Here is a 19357-nt window from a genome sequence, read left to right as displayed (position 1 = left end):
AGTGGCCGTGTTTCAGCGGATCTCGATGCCCTGTCCCGCGATGGTGTGCCCGATGACGGGATGGCCCGGCAATTCACCGACGACGAGCAGCCCGCCGGAGGTCTGTGCATCGGCGAGCAGGAGCAGATCGTCCTCCGTGACGCCCGCGGCGGCACGCAGGTAGGGCCGGACCCAGTCCAGGTTGCGCCGCGTCCCGCCGGAGACAAACCCATCGCGCAACGCTTCCCGGGCGCCTTCGACGTGCGGCACCGCTTTCCGGTCCACCACTGCCCCGACCCCGGAGGCCCGGCACATCTTGTACAGGTGTCCGAGCAAGCCAAAGCCCGTCACGTCCGTGGCTGCCCGCACACCGGCCGCCACCGCTTCCTCGGCGGCGTCGCGGTTCAGGCGCGTCATCGTCTTTACTGCTTCGGCGAACACTTCGCCGGTCTGCTTGTGACGGTTGTTGAGCAGTCCGACGCCGATCGGTTTGGTGAGCGTGATGGGCAGCCCGGGCCGGGCGGCGTCGTTCCGCAGCAATCGGTCGGGGTGGGCGACGCCGGTGACCGCCATGCCGTACTTCGGTTCCGGATCGTCGATCGTGTGTCCGCCGATGACCGGGCACCGTGCCTCGGCGGCGACGCTCAAGCCGCCGCGGAGTACCTCGGTCATCAATTCCAGCGGCAGTACACCACGGGGCCAGCCGACGAGGTTAATCGCCATAATCGGGCGCCCGCCCATCGCGTAGATGTCAGAGAGCGCGTTGGCGGCGGCGATCCGGCCCCAATCGAAGGCGTCGTCTACCACGGGGGTGAAGAAGTCGGCGGTGGACAATACGGCCAGGTCGCCGCGGACCAGAACGGCTGCTGCGTCGTCGCCGCTGTCAAGCCCGACGAGCACGTCGCCGCCGGGTTGGCCGGTGAGTCCGCGCACCGCTTCTTCGAGTTCGCCGGGCGGAATCTTGCACGCGCAGCCGCCACCGTGGGCATAGCCGGTGAGCCGGAGAGTGCCGGCAGCACCGGTATCGAGTTGCTGGACTGGCGTCTGGGCCTCGTTCACCTGCCTAGCGTACTCCTTCAGGCAACCCTGCTATATTGAGCCACGGTGGCGTCCGGGTCCTGGTGGGCCCCCCGGTCTTCAAAACCGGTGCGGCTGAGCATCTCGGCCTGGCGGGTTCGATTCCCGTCCGCCACCGCCAACTTCCGGCCCGAGCGCCGCGAGCAGAGGAGGGCTGTGGACCTGGTCGATCCCCGGCGCCTGATTCCGCGCACCGATGACCTGCTGGCTCTGCCGGCCGTCTCCAAGGCCCGGAGCAGGCTGAACGAGCGCGTCATCCGCAACCTCGTTCGTCAAATCCAGGATCAGGCACGGCGTGGTGAGCTCCCGCCCGGACAAGTGGAAGCAACACTGATCGCCGCCGTAGCCGACCGCACGGCGACGACCCTGCGTCCGGTGCTCAACGCAACCGGCGTCATCGTCCATACCAACCTCGGCCGTGCTCCACTTTCTGAAGACGCGGTGGAAGCTCTTATCGCGGCCAGCGGCTACGTTGACGTGGAGCTCGATTTGGCAACCGGCAGCCGGAGCGGGCGCGGCGCCGGTGCGCGCGCTGCATTACTCGCCGCCTGTCCCGCGGCTGAGGATGCGCTGGTGGTGAACAACGGCGCCGCAGCGCTGGTGTTGGCCACGACTGCCTTGGCCGCCGGCCGGGAGGTGGTGGTGAGCCGCGGGGAACTGGTCGAGATCGGTGCCGGCTTCAGGCTGACCGACTTAATGGAGTCGACGGGGGCGAAGCTACGCGAGGTAGGTACGACCAACCGCACCCACCTACATGACTACGCCGGTGCTCTGGGATCGAACACGGGGTGCGTACTCAAGGTCCATCCCAGCAACTTCCGGGTCGATGGATTTACCTCCACTGTCCCGTTGCACGAAATCAGCCCGCTGACCGTCGCCCATGGGGTACCTCTGGTGGCCGACCTGGGCAGCGGGCTGTTGTCGCCCGACCCTTTCCTGCCGGAGGAGCCGGACGCCGCCTCCGCCTTGGTGAGCGGAGCCGACGTCGTGATCGCCAGCGGTGACAAGCTGCTCGGCGGCCCCCAGGCTGGCTTGCTGCTGGGCCGCAAGGAAATCATCACGCGGTTGGCCCGCCACCCGCTCGCCCGTGCGGTCCGGGCCGACAAACTCGCCCTCGCCGCCTTGGAAGCCACGCTGGCGGGCGGCCCGCCCCCGGTTGTCCGGGCCCTGCACGCCGACGCCGGGCACTTGCGGCGCCGCACGGACCGGCTCGCCCGGGAACTCGACGTGCCCGTGGTGTCCCATGACGGTCGGGTAGGTGGCGGCGGCGCCCCGGGAGTGCCTCTGCCGGGATGGGCACTACGGCTCCCAGAGGGACTCGCAGGACTTTTGCGCACCGGTGATCCGGCCGTGCTGCCGCGCGTCAACGACGGCTCGTGCCTGATCGATCTGCGCTGCATCGCCCCGGCGGATGACGATACGATTCTCGACGCAATACGGCAAGCCCTGGCAGCCCTCAAGGCCGCGGACCCAGGCGGGGTGGACTGAGGAGTGTACGTCGTAGCCACCGCCGGGCACGTCGATTCCGGCAAAAGCACCCTGGTTCGCGCCCTCACCGGCATGGAGCCGGACCGTTGGGAGGAAGAACGGCGCCGCGGGCTGACCATCGACCTGGGTTACGCCTGGACCACGTTCCCGTCCGGGCAGAATGTAGCGTTCGTCGACGTGCCGGGCCACGAACGCTTCCTGGGAAACATGCTTGCCGGAATCGGACCGGCCCCGGTGGTCTGCTTCGTCGTCGCCGCGGACGAGGGTTGGCAGGCGCAGTCAAGTGATCACCGGGATGCCGTCGCTGCGCTTGGAATAGAACACGGCGTGGTGGTGCTAAGCCGTGCGGACCGGGCGTCCAGCCATCGGATCGCGGACGTCCTCTCGCGGACCCGCACGGAGCTGGCCGGCACGGGTCTGAGGGAAGCCCCCGCAGTTGCCGTGTCCGCTATTGACGGTACCGGTCTGGCCGACCTGCGTTCAGCACTCGACGGCGTCCTGGCCCGCGTGCCCGCCCCCGCCACCTCAGGGCGGGTCCGGTTGTGGGTTGACCGCTCGTTCACGATTTCCGGGTCGGGAACGGTAGTGACCGGAACGCTGGCGGCAGGGACACTCGAACGGGGTGACCGGCTCCAGCTGCTCAGCCACGACGGTTCCCGGGCCGTGGTGGTCCGCGGTCTGCAAAGCCGGGACACCGCCTATGCGTCCGTGCAGCCCGTCAGCCGGGTGGCGTTGAACCTACGGGACGTTGCCGCCACGGACATCCGCCGGGGAGATGCGCTGCTGACCCCGGATGCGTGGCCCACGACCGGCGTCGTCGGTATTCAGCGCACGACAGGGGTGGCCTATACGGACGTGCCCGAACAGCTCATGGTGCACGTTGGCACCGCGTCCGTGCCTGCCCGTTTACGGCCATTCGGCGCGGATCACGCCCGGCTCGTCCTTGCCAGGCAACTGCCCCTCGTTCTCGGCGACCGGCTGGTGCTGCGCGACCCCGGAAGCCGGTCGGTGCTGGGCGGGGCGCGTATCCTCGATGCCGACCCGCCGGCCCTGCGGCGGCGCGGCGACGGCGCCCGCTGGGCGGAGCGGCTTTCCGGCCTCGACCCCGCCGGCGACGTGCTCGGTGAAGTCGCCGCCCGCGGAGCAGTACGGGCAGAACACCTTCACCGGCTGGGGCTGTTGCCCGGTCCCGAGTCGGCCGCGTCCCCGGAGGTCCGGGTCATCGGTGATTGGTGGGTGCATGCGCCTGTCCTCGAGGCATGGCAGGAACGGCTGCGCGCCGCGGTCCAGGCATTGCAGGAACGTGACCCGCTGGCCGCCGGAATGTCCTTGGGCGCGGCGCGGGACCTGCTGCAGTTGCCCGAGGAGAGACTGCTGTCCCACGTCATCCGTGGCGCACGGCTGGAAGCGGAGGGCGGCCACGTCCGGCTGCCTGGCAGCCGAGATTCTCTCGGCGCCGCAGAGCCAGCGATCGCCGAGGTGGAGCGCACGCTGACCGCACATCCGTTCCATGCACCCGAAGCCCAGGAGTTGGCCGCACTGGGCTTGGGCGCCCGCGAGCTCGCGGCGGCGGAGCGCACCGGGCGTCTGCTGCGGTTGCGCGATGGGGTGGTAGTGCTGCCGACGGCCCCCGCCCTTGCGATGCGCCTACTGGCCGGTCTGGAGCAGCCCTTCACCACGAGCCAAGCACGCCAGACTCTGGGCACGACCCGTCGAATAGCAGTCCCGTTGCTTGAACATCTGGACTCCCGCGGCTGGACCCGGCGCCTTGATGCCGGTCACCGGACCGTGGTGCGTTGAGCCGCACCTCCCGCCGCCCCCGCCTCCAGCGTCAGTGGAACCAGCTGCGAAATCCTGGACATCCGATCAAGCAATGAGTGGCATCCAACAAGTCTGCGAGGTCCTGCCCACAAGCAGTTGGCGAATTCAATGGCACGTCGAAACCGTGGCCGTTCGCTACCTCCGCGGCAAAATGCTGGCGGCATCGTTGGCAACTGGTCCCAGGAAAGCGCATAGCCGCCAAGAACATGTGTTCTTAGCGGCTATCGCAAAAGGCCTTAGGAAGGACAGAAACTACACATTAAACCTAAATTCAACGACGTCGCCGTCGGCCATGATGTATTCCTTGCCTTCGATCCGGACTTTGCCGCGGGCCTTCGCCTCGGCCATGGAGCCGGCCTCGATGAGGTCATCGAACGAGACGACCTCGGCCTTGATGAAGCCGCGCTGGAAATCGGAGTGGATCACGCCGGCCGCCTGCGGGGCGGTGTCGCCCCGGCGGATGGTCCACGCGCGGGTTTCCTTGGGGCCGGCCGTGAGGTAGGTCTGCAGTCCGAGGGTGTGGAAGCCGACGCGGGCCAGCTGGTCCAGCCCGGATTCATCCTGGCCGTTCATTTCCAGCATCTCGCGGGCTTCTGCCTCGTCGAGCTCCACCAGGTCGGACTCAAGCTTGGCGTCCAGGAAGATGGCGTCTGCCGGAGACACGAGGGCACGCAGTTCCGCCTGCTTCTCCGGGCTCCCCAAGATGCCCTCGTCGGCGTTGAAGACATAGATGAAGGGCTTGGCCGTCAGCAGGCCGAGTTCCTTGAGGTGCCCCATCTCCAGCTTGTCGCGCTTGATGGACGAGAAGATGGTGTCGCCGCGTTCCAGCACTGCCTGGGCCGCCAGGATGGCTGCCAGCTCGGCGGCATCCCGCTTCTTGATCTTTACTTCTTTTTCGATCCGGGGGATGGCCTTTTCGATGGTCTGCAGATCGGCCAGGATCAGCTCGGTGTTGATCGTCTCCATGTCGGAGCTGGGATCAACCTTGCCGTCGACGTGGATGACGTCCGGGTCATCGAACACGCGGACAACCTGCGCGATGGCCTCGGCCTCGCGGATGTTGGCGAGGAACTGGTTGCCCAGGCCTTCGCCAACGGATGCGCCCTTGACGATGCCGGCGATGTCCACGAAGGACACCGCGGCCGGCAGCAGACGCTGGGAGCCGAAGATGCCGGCGAGCTTTTCAAGCCGGGCATCCGGCAGGTTCACAACGCCGATGTTGGGCTCGATCGTGGCGAACGGGTAGTTCGCCGCGAGGACCTGGTTGCGGGTCAGTGCGTTGAAAAGGGTTGATTTGCCGACGTTGGGCAGTCCGACGATGCCAATAGTAAGTGCCACGAGCATATATTCTACCTGCACGGACCGGGGATCGTTGCGTGCGGCCGGGGCAGGGGCCGGTGGCTCGGCTGGTGCGGCGGACCGTGCGGGGATTCCGGGGTGTAAGTCCGGGGCGTTCCGGGCGTCGCAGCCAAAACTGTCACAGGGGCATGCCACAGTGAAGTCATGGATGCTTTTGCACTGATTCTTGCCCTGCTCATGCTGCTCACGGGCGCCGTTGCGGGCGCCGCCGTCGTCTACGTCCTGCTCCGCCGGCGCTATCTGGCCGTGGAACAGGACTTCGACGGCGTGTCGGCCCGGCTGTCCGATGTCAGCGCCCAGTTCGCCGCCGCCGACGCTGAGAGGCGCCTTCTCGCGGCACAGAACCGGGAACTCGGCGAGTCCCGGAACCAGGACGGCAGTGTGCTCCGTGCGCTGGCGCCAGTGGCGGAGAAGCTCACTGCCGTGCAGCAGCAGGTGTCGCTGCTCGAACGCGACCGGCTGGAGCAGTACGGCCAGCTTGCCCAGCAACTGCAGGAGGCCCGCCTGTCCGATGAGCAGCTGCTGCGCTCCACGCATGCGCTGGAGTCTGCCCTGCGCTCCAACAGCGCCCGCGGCCAGTGGGGCGAGGTTCAGCTGCGCCGGGTGGTCGAGGCAGCAGGCATGCTGCGGCATGTGGATTTCCACGAACAGGTCCACAGCGGGCAGGCCCACACCTCCGGTCCGGACGGCAGCCTCCGGCCCGACCTCGTGGTGCAGCTGCCCGGGGACAAGCAGCTCGTTGTCGACGCAAAGGTCCCGCTGGCGGCATATCTTGCCGCCCAGGACCTCGGCGCCTCCCAGGCAGGCCAGCAGTCCTCGCAGCTGCCGGGCAGCCAGCAGGCGCACCTCGCGGCCCATGCCAAGGCCCTCAAGGCCCACGTGGACGCGCTGGGCAGCAAGAAGTACTGGGACATCCCCGGCAACTCTCCGGAGCTGGTGGTGTGTTTTCTGCCGGCGGAGTCCATCCTGGCCGCCGCCCTCTCGGCGGACCCGGCCCTGCTGGACCATGCACTGTCCAAGAACGTGGTCCTTGCCTCCCCCGGGACGTTGCTGGCGGTGCTGAAGTCGGTGGCGTTCACGTGGCGCCAGGACGTGTTGACGGACAGCGCCCGGGAACTCTTCGAACTCGCGCGGCAGCTCTACGACCGAATGGGCACGCTCGGCGACAACGTCACCAAGCTGGGGTCCTCGCTGAAGACCTCGGTGGAGCGTTACAACTCCATGGTCGGGACACTTGAGGCCCGGGTCCTGCCCACTGCCAGGAAGCTGAACGCCCTCGAATCCGCCGGTCTGGCCACTCCGCCCGCCGTCGAGGTCACGCCGCGTGCGGTCGCGGCCCCGGAACTGCAGCCCCGGGACCAGTCCGAAGAGTCCGCGGCCTAGGACTGTTCAACGCCTAGGGTTCGGTTCCTGGGGTTTGGTGCGTGGGGTTCGGTGCCTGGGACCGACCAGTACCTAGGACTGATCAGTCCCTAGGACTGTTCGGGGCGGGTGCCGCGGCCGCCGAGGGCGCGGGTGACGTCGCCGGCCTGCTTCAGGGTGGCCCGGAGCTCCTTCGGCAGGGAGAACAGGAGGTCTTCCTCGGCCGTGACCACTTCCTCGACCGATCCGTAGCCGTAGTCGGCCAGGAGCCGGAGCACGTCCTTGACGAGGACTTCTGGGACTGAGGCCCCGGAAGTCACACCCACCGTCGCGACGCCCTCGAACCAGGCCTCGTCGACCTCGTTGGCGAAGTCGACCCGGTACGAGGCCCTGGCACCGTATTCCAGTGCCACCTCCACGAGGCGGACGGAGTTCGAGGAGTTGGCGGAGCCCACCACGATCACGAGGTCCGCCTGGGGCGAGATCTTCTTGATCGCCACCTGGCGGTTGGTAGTGGCGTAGCAGATGTCGTCGCTGGGCGGATCCTGCAGGGTGGGGAACCGCTCCTTGAGCAGGCGCACAGTCTCCATGGTTTCGTCCACGCTGAGGGTGGTCTGCGAGAGCCAGATGACTTTCTCGGGGTCGCGGACCGTGACCTTGTCGACCTCGTGCGGGCCGTTGATGATTTGGATGTGCTCCGGAGCCTCGCCCGCGGTGCCTTCCACTTCCTCATGGCCGTCGTGGCCGATCAGCAGGATGTCGAAGTCATCTTTGGCGAACCGGACGGCTTCGCGGTGCACCTTGGTGACCAGCGGGCAGGTCGCGTCAATGGTACGCAGGCCGCGGTCTTCGGCGGATTGGACGACGGCGGGCGAGACACCGTGTGCGGAAAAGATCACGAGGGCGCCTTCCGGTACCTCGTCGGTTTCATCGACGAAGATGGCGCCCTTCTCCTCCAGGGAGCTGACCACGTGGACGTTGTGCACGATCTGCTTGCGGACGTAGACCGGCGGGCCGTAGTGCTCCAGGGCTTTTTCCACCGCGATGACCGCACGGTCAACGCCGGCGCAGTAGCCGCGCGGGGCTGCCAGCAGGACCTTTTTGGGACCGGCGACAGGGGCCGCCGCCAGAACGTCATCCGGTGAACGCCGCCGGCGCGGAACGGATGGCATCGGAACGGAAACAGCGGTGGAGGTCATGCCCCCATGCTACCGGTGTTCACTCTTGCCCCGTTTGCGGCCCCCGGCAACGCGGACAGCCAGACCTGTGGCCAGCAGGGCTGCTCCTGCAACTGCGGCAGCGACGATCCACTGGCCGAAACTGGCGGAGGACGCCGCGACAAACTCGTTCTTGAAAAGCTCCGCGACATCGTTGCCGCTCGAGGTCCCGGAGACGGCGGCGCCGGCGGCATCGCTGGCCAGCTTCCATGCCCCGGCGAGCACCAGCGCTCCGACGCCCATGCCGACCTGGACGGTCCACCGGCGTCGGGCCGCAACGAACGCCAGCACGAAGGCGATGCCCGCGCCGACAGCAACGGCGTAGCCCATCGGGGCGTAGACGGTGGCTCGTTCGATCAGCTGGCGCTGGTCGGACTGCCCGATATGGATCAGCACCTGGCCGGGCGCCTCCAGCGGAAGGGTGGTCGCCTCCGTTACCTGCTTGGCCACCAGCCCGACAAGCGGTGCGACATCCAGAGTGAGCGACGAGGTGCCGTCAACCTCCGGCGGCAGTGTGCTGGGGTCGGCGAACGTGAGGCGGTGGCTCTTGCGCAGGGTCTCAGCCCAGGCCTCCGAGTAGCCGGGCAATCCCGTAAGCGATTGTGCTGCGTGGTCCAGGACCGGCCGGGCAAGCTCCCTGAGGGCTTCAGGGATGCCGGCGCCGGAGGCCAGGCCATCGACGGCGGCCGTGGCGAGCCGCTGCTGGAACGCCGGGTTCTTGCCCAGCGGTGCGGTCAGGGCAACAAAGCCCTGTTCTTGGACGATGTTGCGGTCCACCCACATGGCTGGAACGGCGACGGCTGCCATCAGTAGTCCGACAAGGACGGCGGCGGCAGAGACAAAAGTGCGCAAGGGATTCCTAGGAGGTCGGTGGCATCCCTCCCATCCTAGGGCGGGGCCGGGCGCGGCCATAAAGTCGGGCCCGGGTGGTAGAGCTATGGATAGAGTTGAAAGAGACAACTTCCGGCTGCCGGCCGGCCCACCCACCGGGGAGCGGGCCCGCCGGCCGTCGGCCTGGTCAAGGACACGCAGCAAAGGACACGCACGCATATGCACAAGGCACTCCACAAGGCACTCTCGGCCATGGAGCCCACGCATGTCTGAGGACGCGGCGGCGGCCACCACGCTACCGGCCACCGCGGCTCAAACCAGCCCGGACAACCCCTGGCCGCTGCAGCTGCTGTCCCAGAAGCTCAAGATGCACATCGACCGCGCGCCCTCGGCATGGGTTGAGGGGCAGGTGATCGAGCTCAATCGTCGTGGCAGCAACGCCTACTTGACGCTCCGGGACATCGACGCCGAAATCTCGCTGCCGGCGTCGGTCTGGACCACCGTGCTGGACCGCCAGGACGCTCCGCTGGAACGCGGCTCCCGGGTTGTGGCTCTGATCAAGGCCGAATTTTGGCTCAAGACGGGCCGGCTGAACATGTCCGTGAAGGACATCCGGCCCGTGGGCCTCGGCGACCTCCTCGCCAGGATCGAGCGGCTGCGCCAGGCCCTCGCCGCCGAAGGGCTCTTTGCCGATTCCCGTAAAAAGCGGCTCCCCCTGCTCCCCCACCGGATCGGCCTGATCACCGGCCGCGACTCTGACGCCAAGAAGGACGTGCTGCGCAACGCTGCCCTGCGCTGGCCGGCCGTCGAATTCGAGATCCGCGAAGTAGCGGTCCAGGGGAACACCGCCGTAGCCCAGATGATCGCGGCATTGCGGGAGCTCGACGCCCACCCCGGGGTCGACGTCATCGTCATCGCCCGCGGCGGAGGCGCCCTCGAGGACCTGTTGCCGTTCAGCAGCGAGGAGCTCATCCGGGCCGTCGCGGACGCGTCCACCCCCGTGGTGAGCGCGATCGGGCACGAAGCGGACCGGCCCATCCTCGACGACGTCGCAGACCTCAGGGCATCAACGCCCACCGACGCCGCGAAGAGGATCGTTCCGGATGTCGCAGAGGAGCTCGTCCGGGTCCGGCAGGCCCGGGACCAGCTCCGTCGCGGGGTCACCCGGCTCGTTGAACGCGAGGGCGACCGGCTGGCGTCCCTGCGCTCCCGCCCCGTACTGCTCTCCCCCGACGTCATGATCACCCAGCGCCACGACGACGTCGAACGGCTCAAAGTCCGCTCGCATTCGGCCATCAGCGCCGCCGTCGTGCGGGCAGCGGACCAGCTGGTCCACCTCAAGGCGCAGGTGCGCGCGCTCTCGCCGCAAAAGACGTTGGATCGCGGCTACGCGGTGGTCCAGCTCGCCGGCTCCGGCACGGCCTCCGCGACCCACCGGGATGTGGTTCGGCACCCCTCGCAGGCGCCCGCCGGCACGGACCTTACGGTACGGGTGGCCGGCGGCCGGTTCACCGCCCAATCCACCGGCGGTCAGGTGCTGGCCGAGGAATAACCCAGCGGACCAAGACCGGTCCTGAAAGGCTTGGTCCGGCGTCATCCCGCAACCACCCGCCGCACGGCAAGACGGCAACCCCACAGCACCACTGAACAGCACCACTGAAGAGCACCACTGAAGAGCACCGCCGAACAGACACCGCGGAACCAGAAACCGCGACAACCAAGGAGCATCCACATGGCAGAAGAACCCAGCCCGAACGCCGACGTCGAGGCCCTCAGCTACGAGGACGCCCGAGAGCAGCTGGTCGCAGTGGTGGGCAAGCTGGAGGCCGGCGGCGCCAGCCTGGAGGAGTCGCTCGCGCTGTGGGAGCGCGGCGAGGCACTGGCCAAGCGCTGCGAACAGTGGCTCGAAGGCGCCCGCAAGCGGCTCGCCGCAGCCCGGGACCACGCTGCGGATAAGAGCTAGGCGCCTGCCCTTCACAGACCGCCGTTCAGGACCGCCGTACCAGTTCGCGCTCCATGTCCAGGTCCAAGTCCGGAACCGGCCATTGGAGATTCATGCCGTCGAGGGCTTCCAGGAGGAGTTGCTGCACGGCGATGCGGGCGTACCACTTCTTGTTGGCCGGCACGACATGCCACGGGACCAGCTCGGTATTGGTCTTCTCGATGGCCTTCTGGTACGCGTCCATGTAGTCAGCCCAGAAGGCCCGTTCCTTCAGGTCCCCACTGCTGTACTTCCACTGTTTGGCGGAGTCATCGAGCCGGGCCAGGAGCCGGTCCTTCTGCTCGTCGCGGCCGATGTGCAGCATGACCTTGACGATCTTGGTTCCGGCCGCCGCCTGCCGGGCTTCAAATTCGTTGATGGCCCGGTAGCGGCGCTCCAGCTCCTCGGGGCTGGCCCAGCGGTGGACACGGTGAATCAGGACGTCCTCGTAGTGGGAGCGGTCGAAGACGCCAACCATCCCGGCCGCCGGCACTTCCTTCTCAATCCGCCACAAGAAGTCGTAAGACTTCTCCTCCGGAGTGGGTGCTTTAAAGGACTTCAGCTGGACACCGTGGGGGTTCATGGTGCCCATGACGTGGGTGACGATTCCGCCCTTGCCGGCCGTGTCCATGGCCTGCAGGATCAGCAGGATCCGTTTGGTTCCGCCGAACAGGGACTCGGCAAAGAGCTGTTCCTGGAGCTGGGCGAGTTTGCCGTCCAGTTCCTCCAGCAGCTGCTCGCCGTCGGCCTTGTCGCCGTCGTAGCCGGGCGTCGAGCCCGGGTCCAACGACTCGAGGCTGAAGCCCTTCCCGACCTTCAGGAGTTTCGAGGGGTGGTCATCGAATGTCGCGGAGCCTGCCATCAATGCCTCTTTCCGGTTGGCGCAGCCGCGGTAGGCGGGGCAGGAGCCCCGTTGCGCTGCTGACCGAAGCCTAGTTCCCCTTGTACCGGCTCAGGAAGTCCGCCATGCGGTTGATCGCTTCCTCGAGGTCCTTGACGTTTGGCAGCGTCACCATCCGGAAGTGGTCCGGCCGGACCCAGTTAAACGCCCTGCCGTGGGACAGGAGGATCTTCTGCTCGCGGAGCAGGTCCAGAACGAATTTCTCGTCGTCGCGGATGTGATAGACCTCGGGGTCCAGCTTCGGGAACAGATACATCGCCCCGCGGGCCTGCTGTGTGCTGACGCCGGGGATGGCGTTGAGCATGTCGTAGGCCTTGTTCCGCTGCTCCAGGAGGCGTCCGCCGGGCAGGATCAGGTCGTTGATGCTCTGGTAGCCGCCGAGGGCGGTCTGGATGGCGTGCTGGGCCGGAACGTTGGCGCAGAGGCGCATGTTTGCGAGCAGGTTGATGCCCTCGAGGTAGTCCGCGGCATCTTTTTTCGGGCCGGAGATGGCCATCCAGCCGGCCCGGAACCCGCAGACCCGGTAGGCCTTAGAGAGCCCGCTGAAGGTCAGGCACAGGACATCGTCGCCGGTGAGCGCGGCGAGGTTTACGTGCACCGCGTCTTCGTAGAGGATCTTCTCGTAGATCTCGTCGGCGAAGAGCACGAGGCCGTGTTTCTCGGCGAGAGCGACGATCTTTTTCAGCGTCGCTTTCGGGTACACCGCACCCGTGGGGTTGTTCGGATTGATGACCACAATGCCCTTGGTGCGCGGGGTGATCTTCGCTTCCATGTCCTCGAGGTCCGGCTGCCAGCCGGTTTCCTCGTCGCAGAGGTAATGCACGGGCTTCCCGCCGGCCAGGGCAACCGAGGCAGTCCACAGCGGGTAGTCCGGGGTGGGGATCAGGACCTCGTCACCGTCGTCGAGCAGGGCCATGAGCGACATTGTGATGAGTTCGCTGACGCCGTTGCCGAGATAGATGTCATCCACGTGGATGTTCTGGATCCCGCGGGTCTGGTAGTACTGCGAAACGGCGGTGCGGGCGGAGAAAATGCCGCGCGAGTCGCTGTAGCCCTGGGCATGCGGCAGGTGGCGGATCATATCCACCAGGATCGCGTCCGGCGCTTCAAACCCGAACGGGGCCGGGTTTCCGATGTTCAGTTTGAGGATGCGATGACCCTCCGCCTCCATCTGCTGGGCGGCCTGAAGAATCGGTCCACGGATGTCGTAAAGGACATTATGAAGCTTGGTGGACTGCTTGAATTCTGCCATTCATCAAATATGCCATATGGAGGATGTACTTCCGCTGAGACATGACTCACACGCCGACGCGACGGTAACAACCACGACGCCGGCGCCCGGGCGGCAAGCCCGGACACCGGCGTCGGCGGCAGGTCAGTCGTGGTCAGCGGCCTGGCAGCGTACCGGCAGCATGTTGCCGCCGGGCTCCCCCGCCGTGCCGCCTACTGCTTGACGATGCCCTTCTCCTTCAGCCACGCGTCCGCGGCATCCTTCGGGTTCTGCTTCTGGCTGCCGCTCACGGCACGGTTGAGGTTGATGAGGTCTTCCGTGGTGAGGACCTTGGACACGGAGTTGAGGGCTTCCTTCGCCTTGTCCGTCATTTTGGCCGTGTTGTACAGAGGCAGCACCTGCTGTGCGATGAAGTTGTTCTTCGGGTCCTCCAGCACCACGAGGTCGTTGTCCGGGATGGACGGGGTGGTGGTGTAGATATCCGCGACCTGGACCTGGTCCGAGAGCAGCGCCTTGAGCGTGACGGCGCCGCCGCCGTCGCTGAACGGCTCCAGCTTCTTAAGCTCGCAGTTGTAGTTCTTCTTCAGGCCCGGCAGCCCATAGGCGCGCTCGGCGAAGGTCGCCGGGGCACCGACGACGAACTCGCTGCAGACTTTCGCCATGTCTTCGATGGACTTCAGCTGGTGTTTCTCGGCCGTGGCCTTGGTGACCACCATGGCGTCCTTGTCCTCGGCTTTAGAGGCATCCAGCACGGCCAGTCCCTGCGGCAGCTTGGCCGGGAGCGCCTTCGCGATGTCCTCGGCGGAGACCTCGGTGGCGTCCTTGTTTACGTACAGCAGCAGGTTGCCGCTGTAGTCGGGAACGACGTCCACCGATCCGTCCTGGACTGCTTTGAAGTAGACCTCGCGCGAGCCGATGTTCGGCTTGGTGCTGGCCGTGACACCCGCGGCGTTCAGGGCACCGGCGTAGACCTCGGCCAGGATCTGGCTCTCGGGGAAGTCAGCGGAGCCGATCACCAGGGAGCCGCCGGAAGCGGCGCCGCTGCTGGCCGGGGCCGAGCTCAGCGGGTTGGATGAGCCCCCGCAGGCGGACAGGGCCATGGCCAGGCCCACACCGGCGGCCAGGCCGCCGAATGCGCGCCTGCCAAGGGCTCGTTGGCGGGATTCCTTCATGACTTACCTCCTTGTACGGCAGTCTCCGTGTAAATGGAGTCTGTGAGATCAACCGCAGCCTGCTGGCTGCGGTTCGACTGCGGAGAGGCGCCCCGTGACAGGAACAGCCTCTGGATTAGGGCAAGGACCAGGTCGACGGTGATGGCGAGGGCGGCGATCAGCAAGGAGCCGCCCAGCATTTGCGGGAAGTCGGAGAGCACAAGCCCGTCGAACAGGTAGCGGCCCAGGCCGCCCAGGTTAATGTAGGCGACTACGGAGACGGTGGCGATCACCTGGAGCACACCGGTCCGGAAGCCGCCGTACATCACCGGCAGCGCGTTGGGGAATTCCGCCCGGAACAGGACCTGCCATTCGGTCATGCCCATGGCGCGGGCGGCGTCCACTACATTGCGGTCGACGCTGGAGATCCCGGCGTAGGTGCCGGCCAGCAGGGGCGGCACTGTCAGGATCACTAGGGCCCAGATCGGCGGCATCAGACCGATGCCGGCGAGCAGGACGAACAGGGTGAGCAAGCCGAGGGTGGGCAGGGCGCGCAGCGCGCCGGCGAGGGCGACGATGGCAACCCGCCCGCGGCCGGTATGCCCGACGTAAAGGCCGATGGGGACGGCGATGGCGGTGGCGATCAGCATCACCAGGCCCGTGTAGAGCAGGTGTTCGGCCAGCCGCACCGGGATTCCGGCGCTGCCGGACCAGTTCTCCGGATTGGCGAGCCAGGCAAAGGTGTCCGTGGCGACGTTGTTCATGCGTTTCCCCCTCCGGTCTTGGGGCGTGAAAGCAGCAAGGCCCCGTCAGCGGCGCCGGTCTTGTCCGGGGCGGCGCCGGTCGTATCCGGGGCGGCGCCTGAATCGGTGCCGGCACCCGTGGCCGCCGCGGCGCGGGTCCAGGGGGTCAGCAGCCGTTCGAGCAGGACAAGGATGGAGTCCATCAGCAGCGCGAGGATCAGGATGGCGATGATGCCCACCACAACCTCGGTGACGAAGTCACGTTGCAGGCCAGAAGTGAAGAGCATTCCGAGGTTGCCGATCCCGAGCAGCGCCGCGACGCTGACCAGCGAGATGTTGCTGACCGAGACCACGCGCAGCCCGGCGAACAGCACCGGCAAAGACAGCGGCAGATCGATCTGCATGAAGCGGGCGAAGGGCTTGAACCCCATGGCGACGGCGGCCTGCCGGAGGTCCTCGTCCACCGAGTCAAAGGCATCCAGCGTGGCGCGCACCAGCAGTGCGACGGCGTAGATGGTCAGGGCCACGACCACGTTGACGGGATCCAGGATCCTGGTACCGAGGATGGTCGGCAGGATGATGAAAAGCGCCAGTGAGGGGATCGTGTAGAGCAGCGAGGATCCGGTGAGCACCGTGGACCGGAGCCCGCGGCTCTGCCGGGCCACCTGGGCCAGCGGGACGGCAATGAGGACCCCGAACACCATCGGCAGGATGGCCAGGACGAGGTGCTGGCCGGCGAGGCTGAAGACCTCCGCACTGTTGGCCAGGAACCACTGCATCAGAGCCCTCCGTGCCGGACGCTGCGGTCTGACTCGATCACGGCGAGGACTTCGGTGGCTGCGATAACCCCGGCCACCTGGCCGTCGTCGTTCACGGCGACGCCGAGGCCCGACGGCGACGACAGGGCCGCGTCGAGGGCCCGGCGGAGTGTGTCCCCCTTGCGGAACAGGGAGCCGCCGGGAACCATCGCCGGGCCGGTTCCGGCACGGCCGGGGCCGGCCCAGCCAAGGGGACGGAGGGCGTCGTCAACCACCAGCTGCCAGTCGTCGGAGCTGCCCTCCTGTGGGAGCTGTTCGGCCGTGATGGTGCGGACGGGGTGGATGGTGACACCGTCAGAGGGGCTAAACGCAAGGTGCCGGAACCCGCGGTCGCGGCCCACGAATGAGGCCACGAACTCGTTGGCCGGGGCCCGCAAGATCTCATCCGGAGCAGCGTATTGCGCCAGCTTGCCGCCGACAGCAAATACGGCGACCTTGTCGCCCAGGACTGTGGCCTCATCGATGTCGTGAGTGACGAAGACGATCGTCTTTGCCAGATCATGCTGGAGGCGGAGCAGCTCCTTCTGGAGTTCATCGCGGACCACCGGGTCCACGGCGCTGAAGGGCTCGTCCATGAGCAGTACCGGAGGATCGGCCGCGAGCGCCCGGGCCACGCCGACGCGCTGCTGCTGGCCGCCCGAGAGCTGGGACGGGTACCGCTTGCCGAGGGAGGAAGCCAGCCCGACGACGTCCAGCAGTTCCTGAGCGCGCTTGCGGGACTCGGCTTTGGAGACGCCGTTGAGCCGGGGAACGGTGGCGATGTTGTCCAGCACGGAGCGGTGGGGCATCAATCCGGAGGATTGCATGACGTAGCCCATGGACCGGCGCAGCTGCGCGGCGGGCACCGAGGTGACGTCGGCGCCGCCGACGGTGATGATGCCGGACGTGGGCTCCACCATGCGGTTGATCATCCGTAGGGAGGTGGTCTTTCCGCAGCCGGAGGGTCCGACGAAGACTGTGATGGCGCCCTTATCGATGGACATAGTCAGCCCGTCAACGGCGGCCTGGCCACCTTGATACTGCTTCGTGACGTTCTGGAACTCGATCATGGCTTCGGCCATTTCCGGGCTTACCTAACTGTTGGCGGCAACATCGACAGGGACCAGCCAACTTTCGTCAGTGTGCTGGCCATAAAGCAGTTAGCACTTAGCCTAACCAGCACTCGTGACAAAGTCATGGAAATGCAGCCAGCGGCGCCGCTGCTCCCGTAAGGCTTCGGAAGCACAACGATTTCGGATGGGTGGCGCCCCGGAAATGCTTCCGGCGCGCCACCCGGATCGTTGTGGCACTGCGCGGCGGGCCTCAGCGGGGCCGCTGCCGGCCGTTCTTGGCCCCGCTCTTTCCATTGCCGTGGCCGCTCTTGCCGCTGTTCTTGCCACTGCCGTGGGCCGGCCCGTTTTCGTGGATTTCCCGCTCGGCCGACCGCTGGCTCTTGCCCGCCACCGCGACCTTCTGGTGCCATTCGCGCTGATAGGCCCGCCGAGCGGCAGCGTCATGGCGGCGGGCCAGGGCGGCGAGTTCGCGCTGCAGCTTCAGGTAGCTGGCCCAGCGGCGGTCATCCAGGACGCCGTCGGCCAGTGCGGCCTGGACGGCGCAGCCGGGTTCCCTGCCGTGAGCGCAGTCCGAGAACCGGCAGTGGCCGAAGAGCTCTTCGAGGTCGCCGAACATCTCCTCCATTCCTTCCTCGGCGTCGAAGATCCCGAAGCCGCGAACCCCTGGGGTGTCCATCAGGACGGCGCCGCCGGGCAGGGGAACGAGCGCCCGGGACGTGGTGGTGTGCCTGCCTTTGCCGTCGCCGGCGCGGACTGCCCCGATCTCCTGGGTCGCTGTGCCGGCGAGGGCGTTGATGAGCGTGGATTTGCCGGCGCCCGAAGGCCCCAGCAGCACCAGCGTGCCGCCGGGCGGCAGATGGCGCAGCAGTTCGTCGAGGCCGTCGCCGTTCTCGGCAGAGGTGGTGACGACGTCGACGCCGGCCGCCTGGCGCACGACCGTCTCCACGACGTCGTCCGCGAGGTCCGCGAGGTCCGCCTTCGTGATGATCACGAGTGGCGTGGCACCGGAGTCCCAGGCTGCGACCAGCGTCCGTTCGAGCCGGTTGTGCGTGAGCGGACGGTCCACCGGAACGACGATCCCGACGACGTCCATGTTGGCGCCAAGGACCTGTGCCTCGGAGGAGGCCTCGAAGGCACGTTTGCGGCTCAGCTCCGAGTGTCGCGGCACTATGCCTACGATGGCGGGCTCCCCCGCGGCGTTCGAGCCCAGCCAGACCCAGTCCCCGGTGGCGGGAACCTCCCCGCCGCGCGGGTAGGGCAGGTGGGCGTTCCCGTCGCCGTCGGCCACCAGGACGAGGTTGCGGTCCACCCGGATGACGCGGCCCGGGCGGCGGCCTCCCGGCACGGGATGGGCCGCGAACCGCTCCGCGACGCCGGCCGTGTAACCGTACTGGACTGGACCCACGGGGCCGCCGTCATTTGGCTGTCCTGCTGGCTGGGGCCCGGCTGAATTAGGAACAGATGAATCGGTGAAGAGGGCGCCACGGGCGCCCGGCGATGCAGTATGAGTGGTCAACGAAAACCCTTTGATGGGCCCCCTGGTGCGGCTCAGGTGCGCTGCGGTGACTAGAGACGCCGCGCGCGTGGAGACTAGCGCTGGATGGCTAGGCTGCGCCGTGGGACGGGGCAGGAGTAATGACATGGCTTGTATCGGTGCGCTGCGCGCTCAGAAATATCGCATTCATTGCTTCCACCTCCCCGTCGGGCCGACTTGCTGCGGGCGGCCCCGTCCGATCTTGTCTGATCCCGCCTGCGTTTACTGCCCTGCGTTTACTGCTCTGCGTTTACTGCCCTGCGTTTACTGCCCTGTGTTTTATGCCCTTGTGGCATCTGCTTCCCGGCGGTTTTTACAGAATAGCCATGGCGCCTGCGCCTGGCTAGCGATTTAGCCGGAAAGTTTTCCGTTCAGCGGCCTCTCGCGGTACAGGCGCAGTCCGGCATCCACCAGCGAGACCCGGTTCAGCTCGGCCACCGCATCCAGTGGAATCCAGGCCGCGTGGGTGGTGCTCCCGTTAACCTCGTGGCGCAGTTCCCCGCCCGTGATCGTCGCCTCGTAGACCAGCCGGAGCGACTGGAAGTCCCGCTCGCCCCCGTCGAGCCGGACTTCGGATGGCCAGTGGCCGACATCGATCCCCAGCATGGCGCCGACTTCGGCATCGTAGCCGGTTTCCTCGTGGATCTCGCGGCGGCAACCGTCAACCGGGTGTTCGGCCAGGTCCAGGCCGCCGCCGGGCAGCGTCCAGCCTTCGCGGCCGTCCTGCTTCCAGTACGCCAGGAGGATCTGAGCGTCACGGATGATGACGGCGTAGGCGGCGGGCCGGGTGTCGAATTGCATGCTCATCCCTC

Annotated in this window: 17 protein-coding genes and 1 tRNA gene; 6 read left to right on the top strand and 12 right to left on the bottom strand. The window is 67.2% G+C overall.

The annotated features are described in order from the left end of the window. Window positions 1-12: 12 nt before the first annotated feature. Entirely contained in the window at window positions 13-1038 is a 1026-nt protein-coding gene (gene selD / locus BLQ10_RS14805; protein ID WP_091563321.1) for a selenide, water dikinase SelD, read from the bottom strand. A gap of 44 nt (window positions 1039-1082) precedes the next feature. Here selD and BLQ10_RS14800 point away from each other — a divergent pair. The 3 genes from BLQ10_RS14800 to selB all read left to right on the top strand — a co-directional run bounded on the left by BLQ10_RS14800 (window position 1083) and on the right by selB (window position 4344). Next, window positions 1083-1177 (top strand) — tRNA-Sec (locus tag BLQ10_RS14800). A gap of 35 nt (window positions 1178-1212) precedes the next feature. Continuing rightward, a complete protein-coding gene (gene selA, locus BLQ10_RS14795) occupies window positions 1213-2544 on the top strand; it encodes an L-seryl-tRNA(Sec) selenium transferase (RefSeq protein WP_091563318.1) in 1332 nt (443 codons plus the stop codon). Between the two features lie 3 nt (window positions 2545-2547). Next, window positions 2548-4344 (top strand): selenocysteine-specific translation elongation factor, encoded by a 1797-nt coding sequence (gene selB, locus BLQ10_RS14790; RefSeq protein ID WP_091563317.1) that lies wholly within the window; start codon window positions 2548-2550, stop codon window positions 4342-4344. A gap of 273 nt (window positions 4345-4617) precedes the next feature. On the opposite strand, the gene ychF is transcribed toward selB, so the two are convergent. Next, a complete protein-coding gene (ychF, locus tag BLQ10_RS14785) occupies window positions 4618-5703 on the bottom strand; it encodes a redox-regulated ATPase YchF (protein WP_091563381.1) in 1086 nt (361 codons plus the stop codon). A gap of 165 nt (window positions 5704-5868) precedes the next feature. Between ychF and BLQ10_RS14780 the strand changes: the two genes are divergently transcribed. Beyond that, complete coding sequence (locus BLQ10_RS14780; RefSeq protein ID WP_091563316.1) at window positions 5869-7107, top strand: DNA recombination protein RmuC; 1239 nt, start codon at window positions 5869-5871, stop codon at window positions 7105-7107. An 89-nt stretch (window positions 7108-7196) separates the two neighbouring features. On the opposite strand, the gene BLQ10_RS14775 is transcribed toward BLQ10_RS14780, so the two are convergent. Further along, entirely contained in the window at window positions 7197-8285 is a 1089-nt protein-coding gene (locus BLQ10_RS14775) for a 4-hydroxy-3-methylbut-2-enyl diphosphate reductase (RefSeq protein ID WP_091563314.1), read from the bottom strand. 9 nt (window positions 8286-8294) lie between these two features. Next, the gene (locus tag BLQ10_RS14770) at window positions 8295-9155 is read right to left on the bottom strand and encodes a hypothetical protein (RefSeq protein ID WP_091563312.1); all 861 of its coding nucleotides are present in this window, start codon (window positions 9153-9155) and stop codon (window positions 8295-8297) included. A 244-nt stretch (window positions 9156-9399) separates the two neighbouring features. Here BLQ10_RS14770 and xseA point away from each other — a divergent pair, with 244 nt between their 5' ends. Next, the gene (gene xseA / locus BLQ10_RS14765) at window positions 9400-10686 is read left to right on the top strand and encodes an exodeoxyribonuclease VII large subunit (RefSeq protein ID WP_091563309.1); all 1287 of its coding nucleotides are present in this window, start codon (window positions 9400-9402) and stop codon (window positions 10684-10686) included. Between the two features lie 180 nt (window positions 10687-10866). Beyond that, window positions 10867-11097 (top strand): exodeoxyribonuclease VII small subunit, encoded by a 231-nt coding sequence (locus BLQ10_RS14760; protein WP_091563307.1) that lies wholly within the window; start codon window positions 10867-10869, stop codon window positions 11095-11097. Window positions 11098-11122: 25 nt separating this feature from the next. On the opposite strand, the gene BLQ10_RS14755 is transcribed toward BLQ10_RS14760, so the two are convergent. The 8 genes from BLQ10_RS14755 to BLQ10_RS14720 all read right to left on the bottom strand — a co-directional run bounded on the left by BLQ10_RS14755 (window position 11123) and on the right by BLQ10_RS14720 (window position 19352). Next, on the bottom strand, window positions 11123-11977 hold the full coding sequence (locus BLQ10_RS14755; protein WP_091563305.1) for a PPK2 family polyphosphate kinase: 855 nt from the start codon (window positions 11975-11977) through the stop codon (window positions 11123-11125). 70 nt (window positions 11978-12047) lie between these two features. Continuing rightward, complete coding sequence (locus BLQ10_RS14750; RefSeq protein WP_091563303.1) at window positions 12048-13268, bottom strand: pyridoxal phosphate-dependent aminotransferase; 1221 nt, start codon at window positions 13266-13268, stop codon at window positions 12048-12050. A gap of 191 nt (window positions 13269-13459) precedes the next feature. Beyond that, on the bottom strand, window positions 13460-14419 hold the full coding sequence (locus BLQ10_RS14745; RefSeq protein WP_091563301.1) for an ABC transporter substrate-binding protein: 960 nt from the start codon (window positions 14417-14419) through the stop codon (window positions 13460-13462). Continuing rightward, window positions 14416-15162: an ABC transporter permease gene (locus tag BLQ10_RS14740; protein ID WP_091563297.1), complete on the bottom strand. Its 747-nt coding sequence runs from the start codon at window positions 15160-15162 to the stop codon at window positions 14416-14418. The genes BLQ10_RS14745 and BLQ10_RS14740 overlap by 4 nt, the downstream gene beginning before the upstream one ends. Then, the gene (locus tag BLQ10_RS14735) at window positions 15159-15920 is read right to left on the bottom strand and encodes an ABC transporter permease (RefSeq protein WP_091563295.1); all 762 of its coding nucleotides are present in this window, start codon (window positions 15918-15920) and stop codon (window positions 15159-15161) included. Before BLQ10_RS14735 ends, BLQ10_RS14740 begins: the two co-directional genes overlap by 4 nt. Further along, window positions 15920-17020: an ABC transporter ATP-binding protein gene (locus tag BLQ10_RS14730; protein ID WP_091563293.1), complete on the bottom strand. Its 1101-nt coding sequence runs from the start codon at window positions 17018-17020 to the stop codon at window positions 15920-15922. Before BLQ10_RS14730 ends, BLQ10_RS14735 begins: the two co-directional genes overlap by 1 nt. Window positions 17021-17261: 241 nt before the next feature. Beyond that, window positions 17262-18416, bottom strand: a complete 1155-nt coding sequence (gene rsgA, locus BLQ10_RS14725) for a ribosome small subunit-dependent GTPase A (protein WP_091563291.1) — start codon at window positions 18414-18416, stop codon at window positions 17262-17264. A gap of 480 nt (window positions 18417-18896) precedes the next feature. Then, a complete protein-coding gene (locus BLQ10_RS14720; RefSeq protein ID WP_091563290.1) occupies window positions 18897-19352 on the bottom strand; it encodes an NUDIX hydrolase in 456 nt (151 codons plus the stop codon). Window positions 19353-19357 lie beyond the last annotated feature (5 nt).

Origin of the sequence: Arthrobacter sp. ok362 (assembly GCF_900102785.1) — a bacterium.
In the GTDB taxonomy this organism is placed as follows: Bacteria; Actinomycetota; Actinomycetes; order Actinomycetales; family Micrococcaceae; genus Arthrobacter.
The sequence above is the reverse complement of the archived record's forward strand: the minus strand, read 5'-3'. Positions and strand labels throughout refer to the sequence as shown.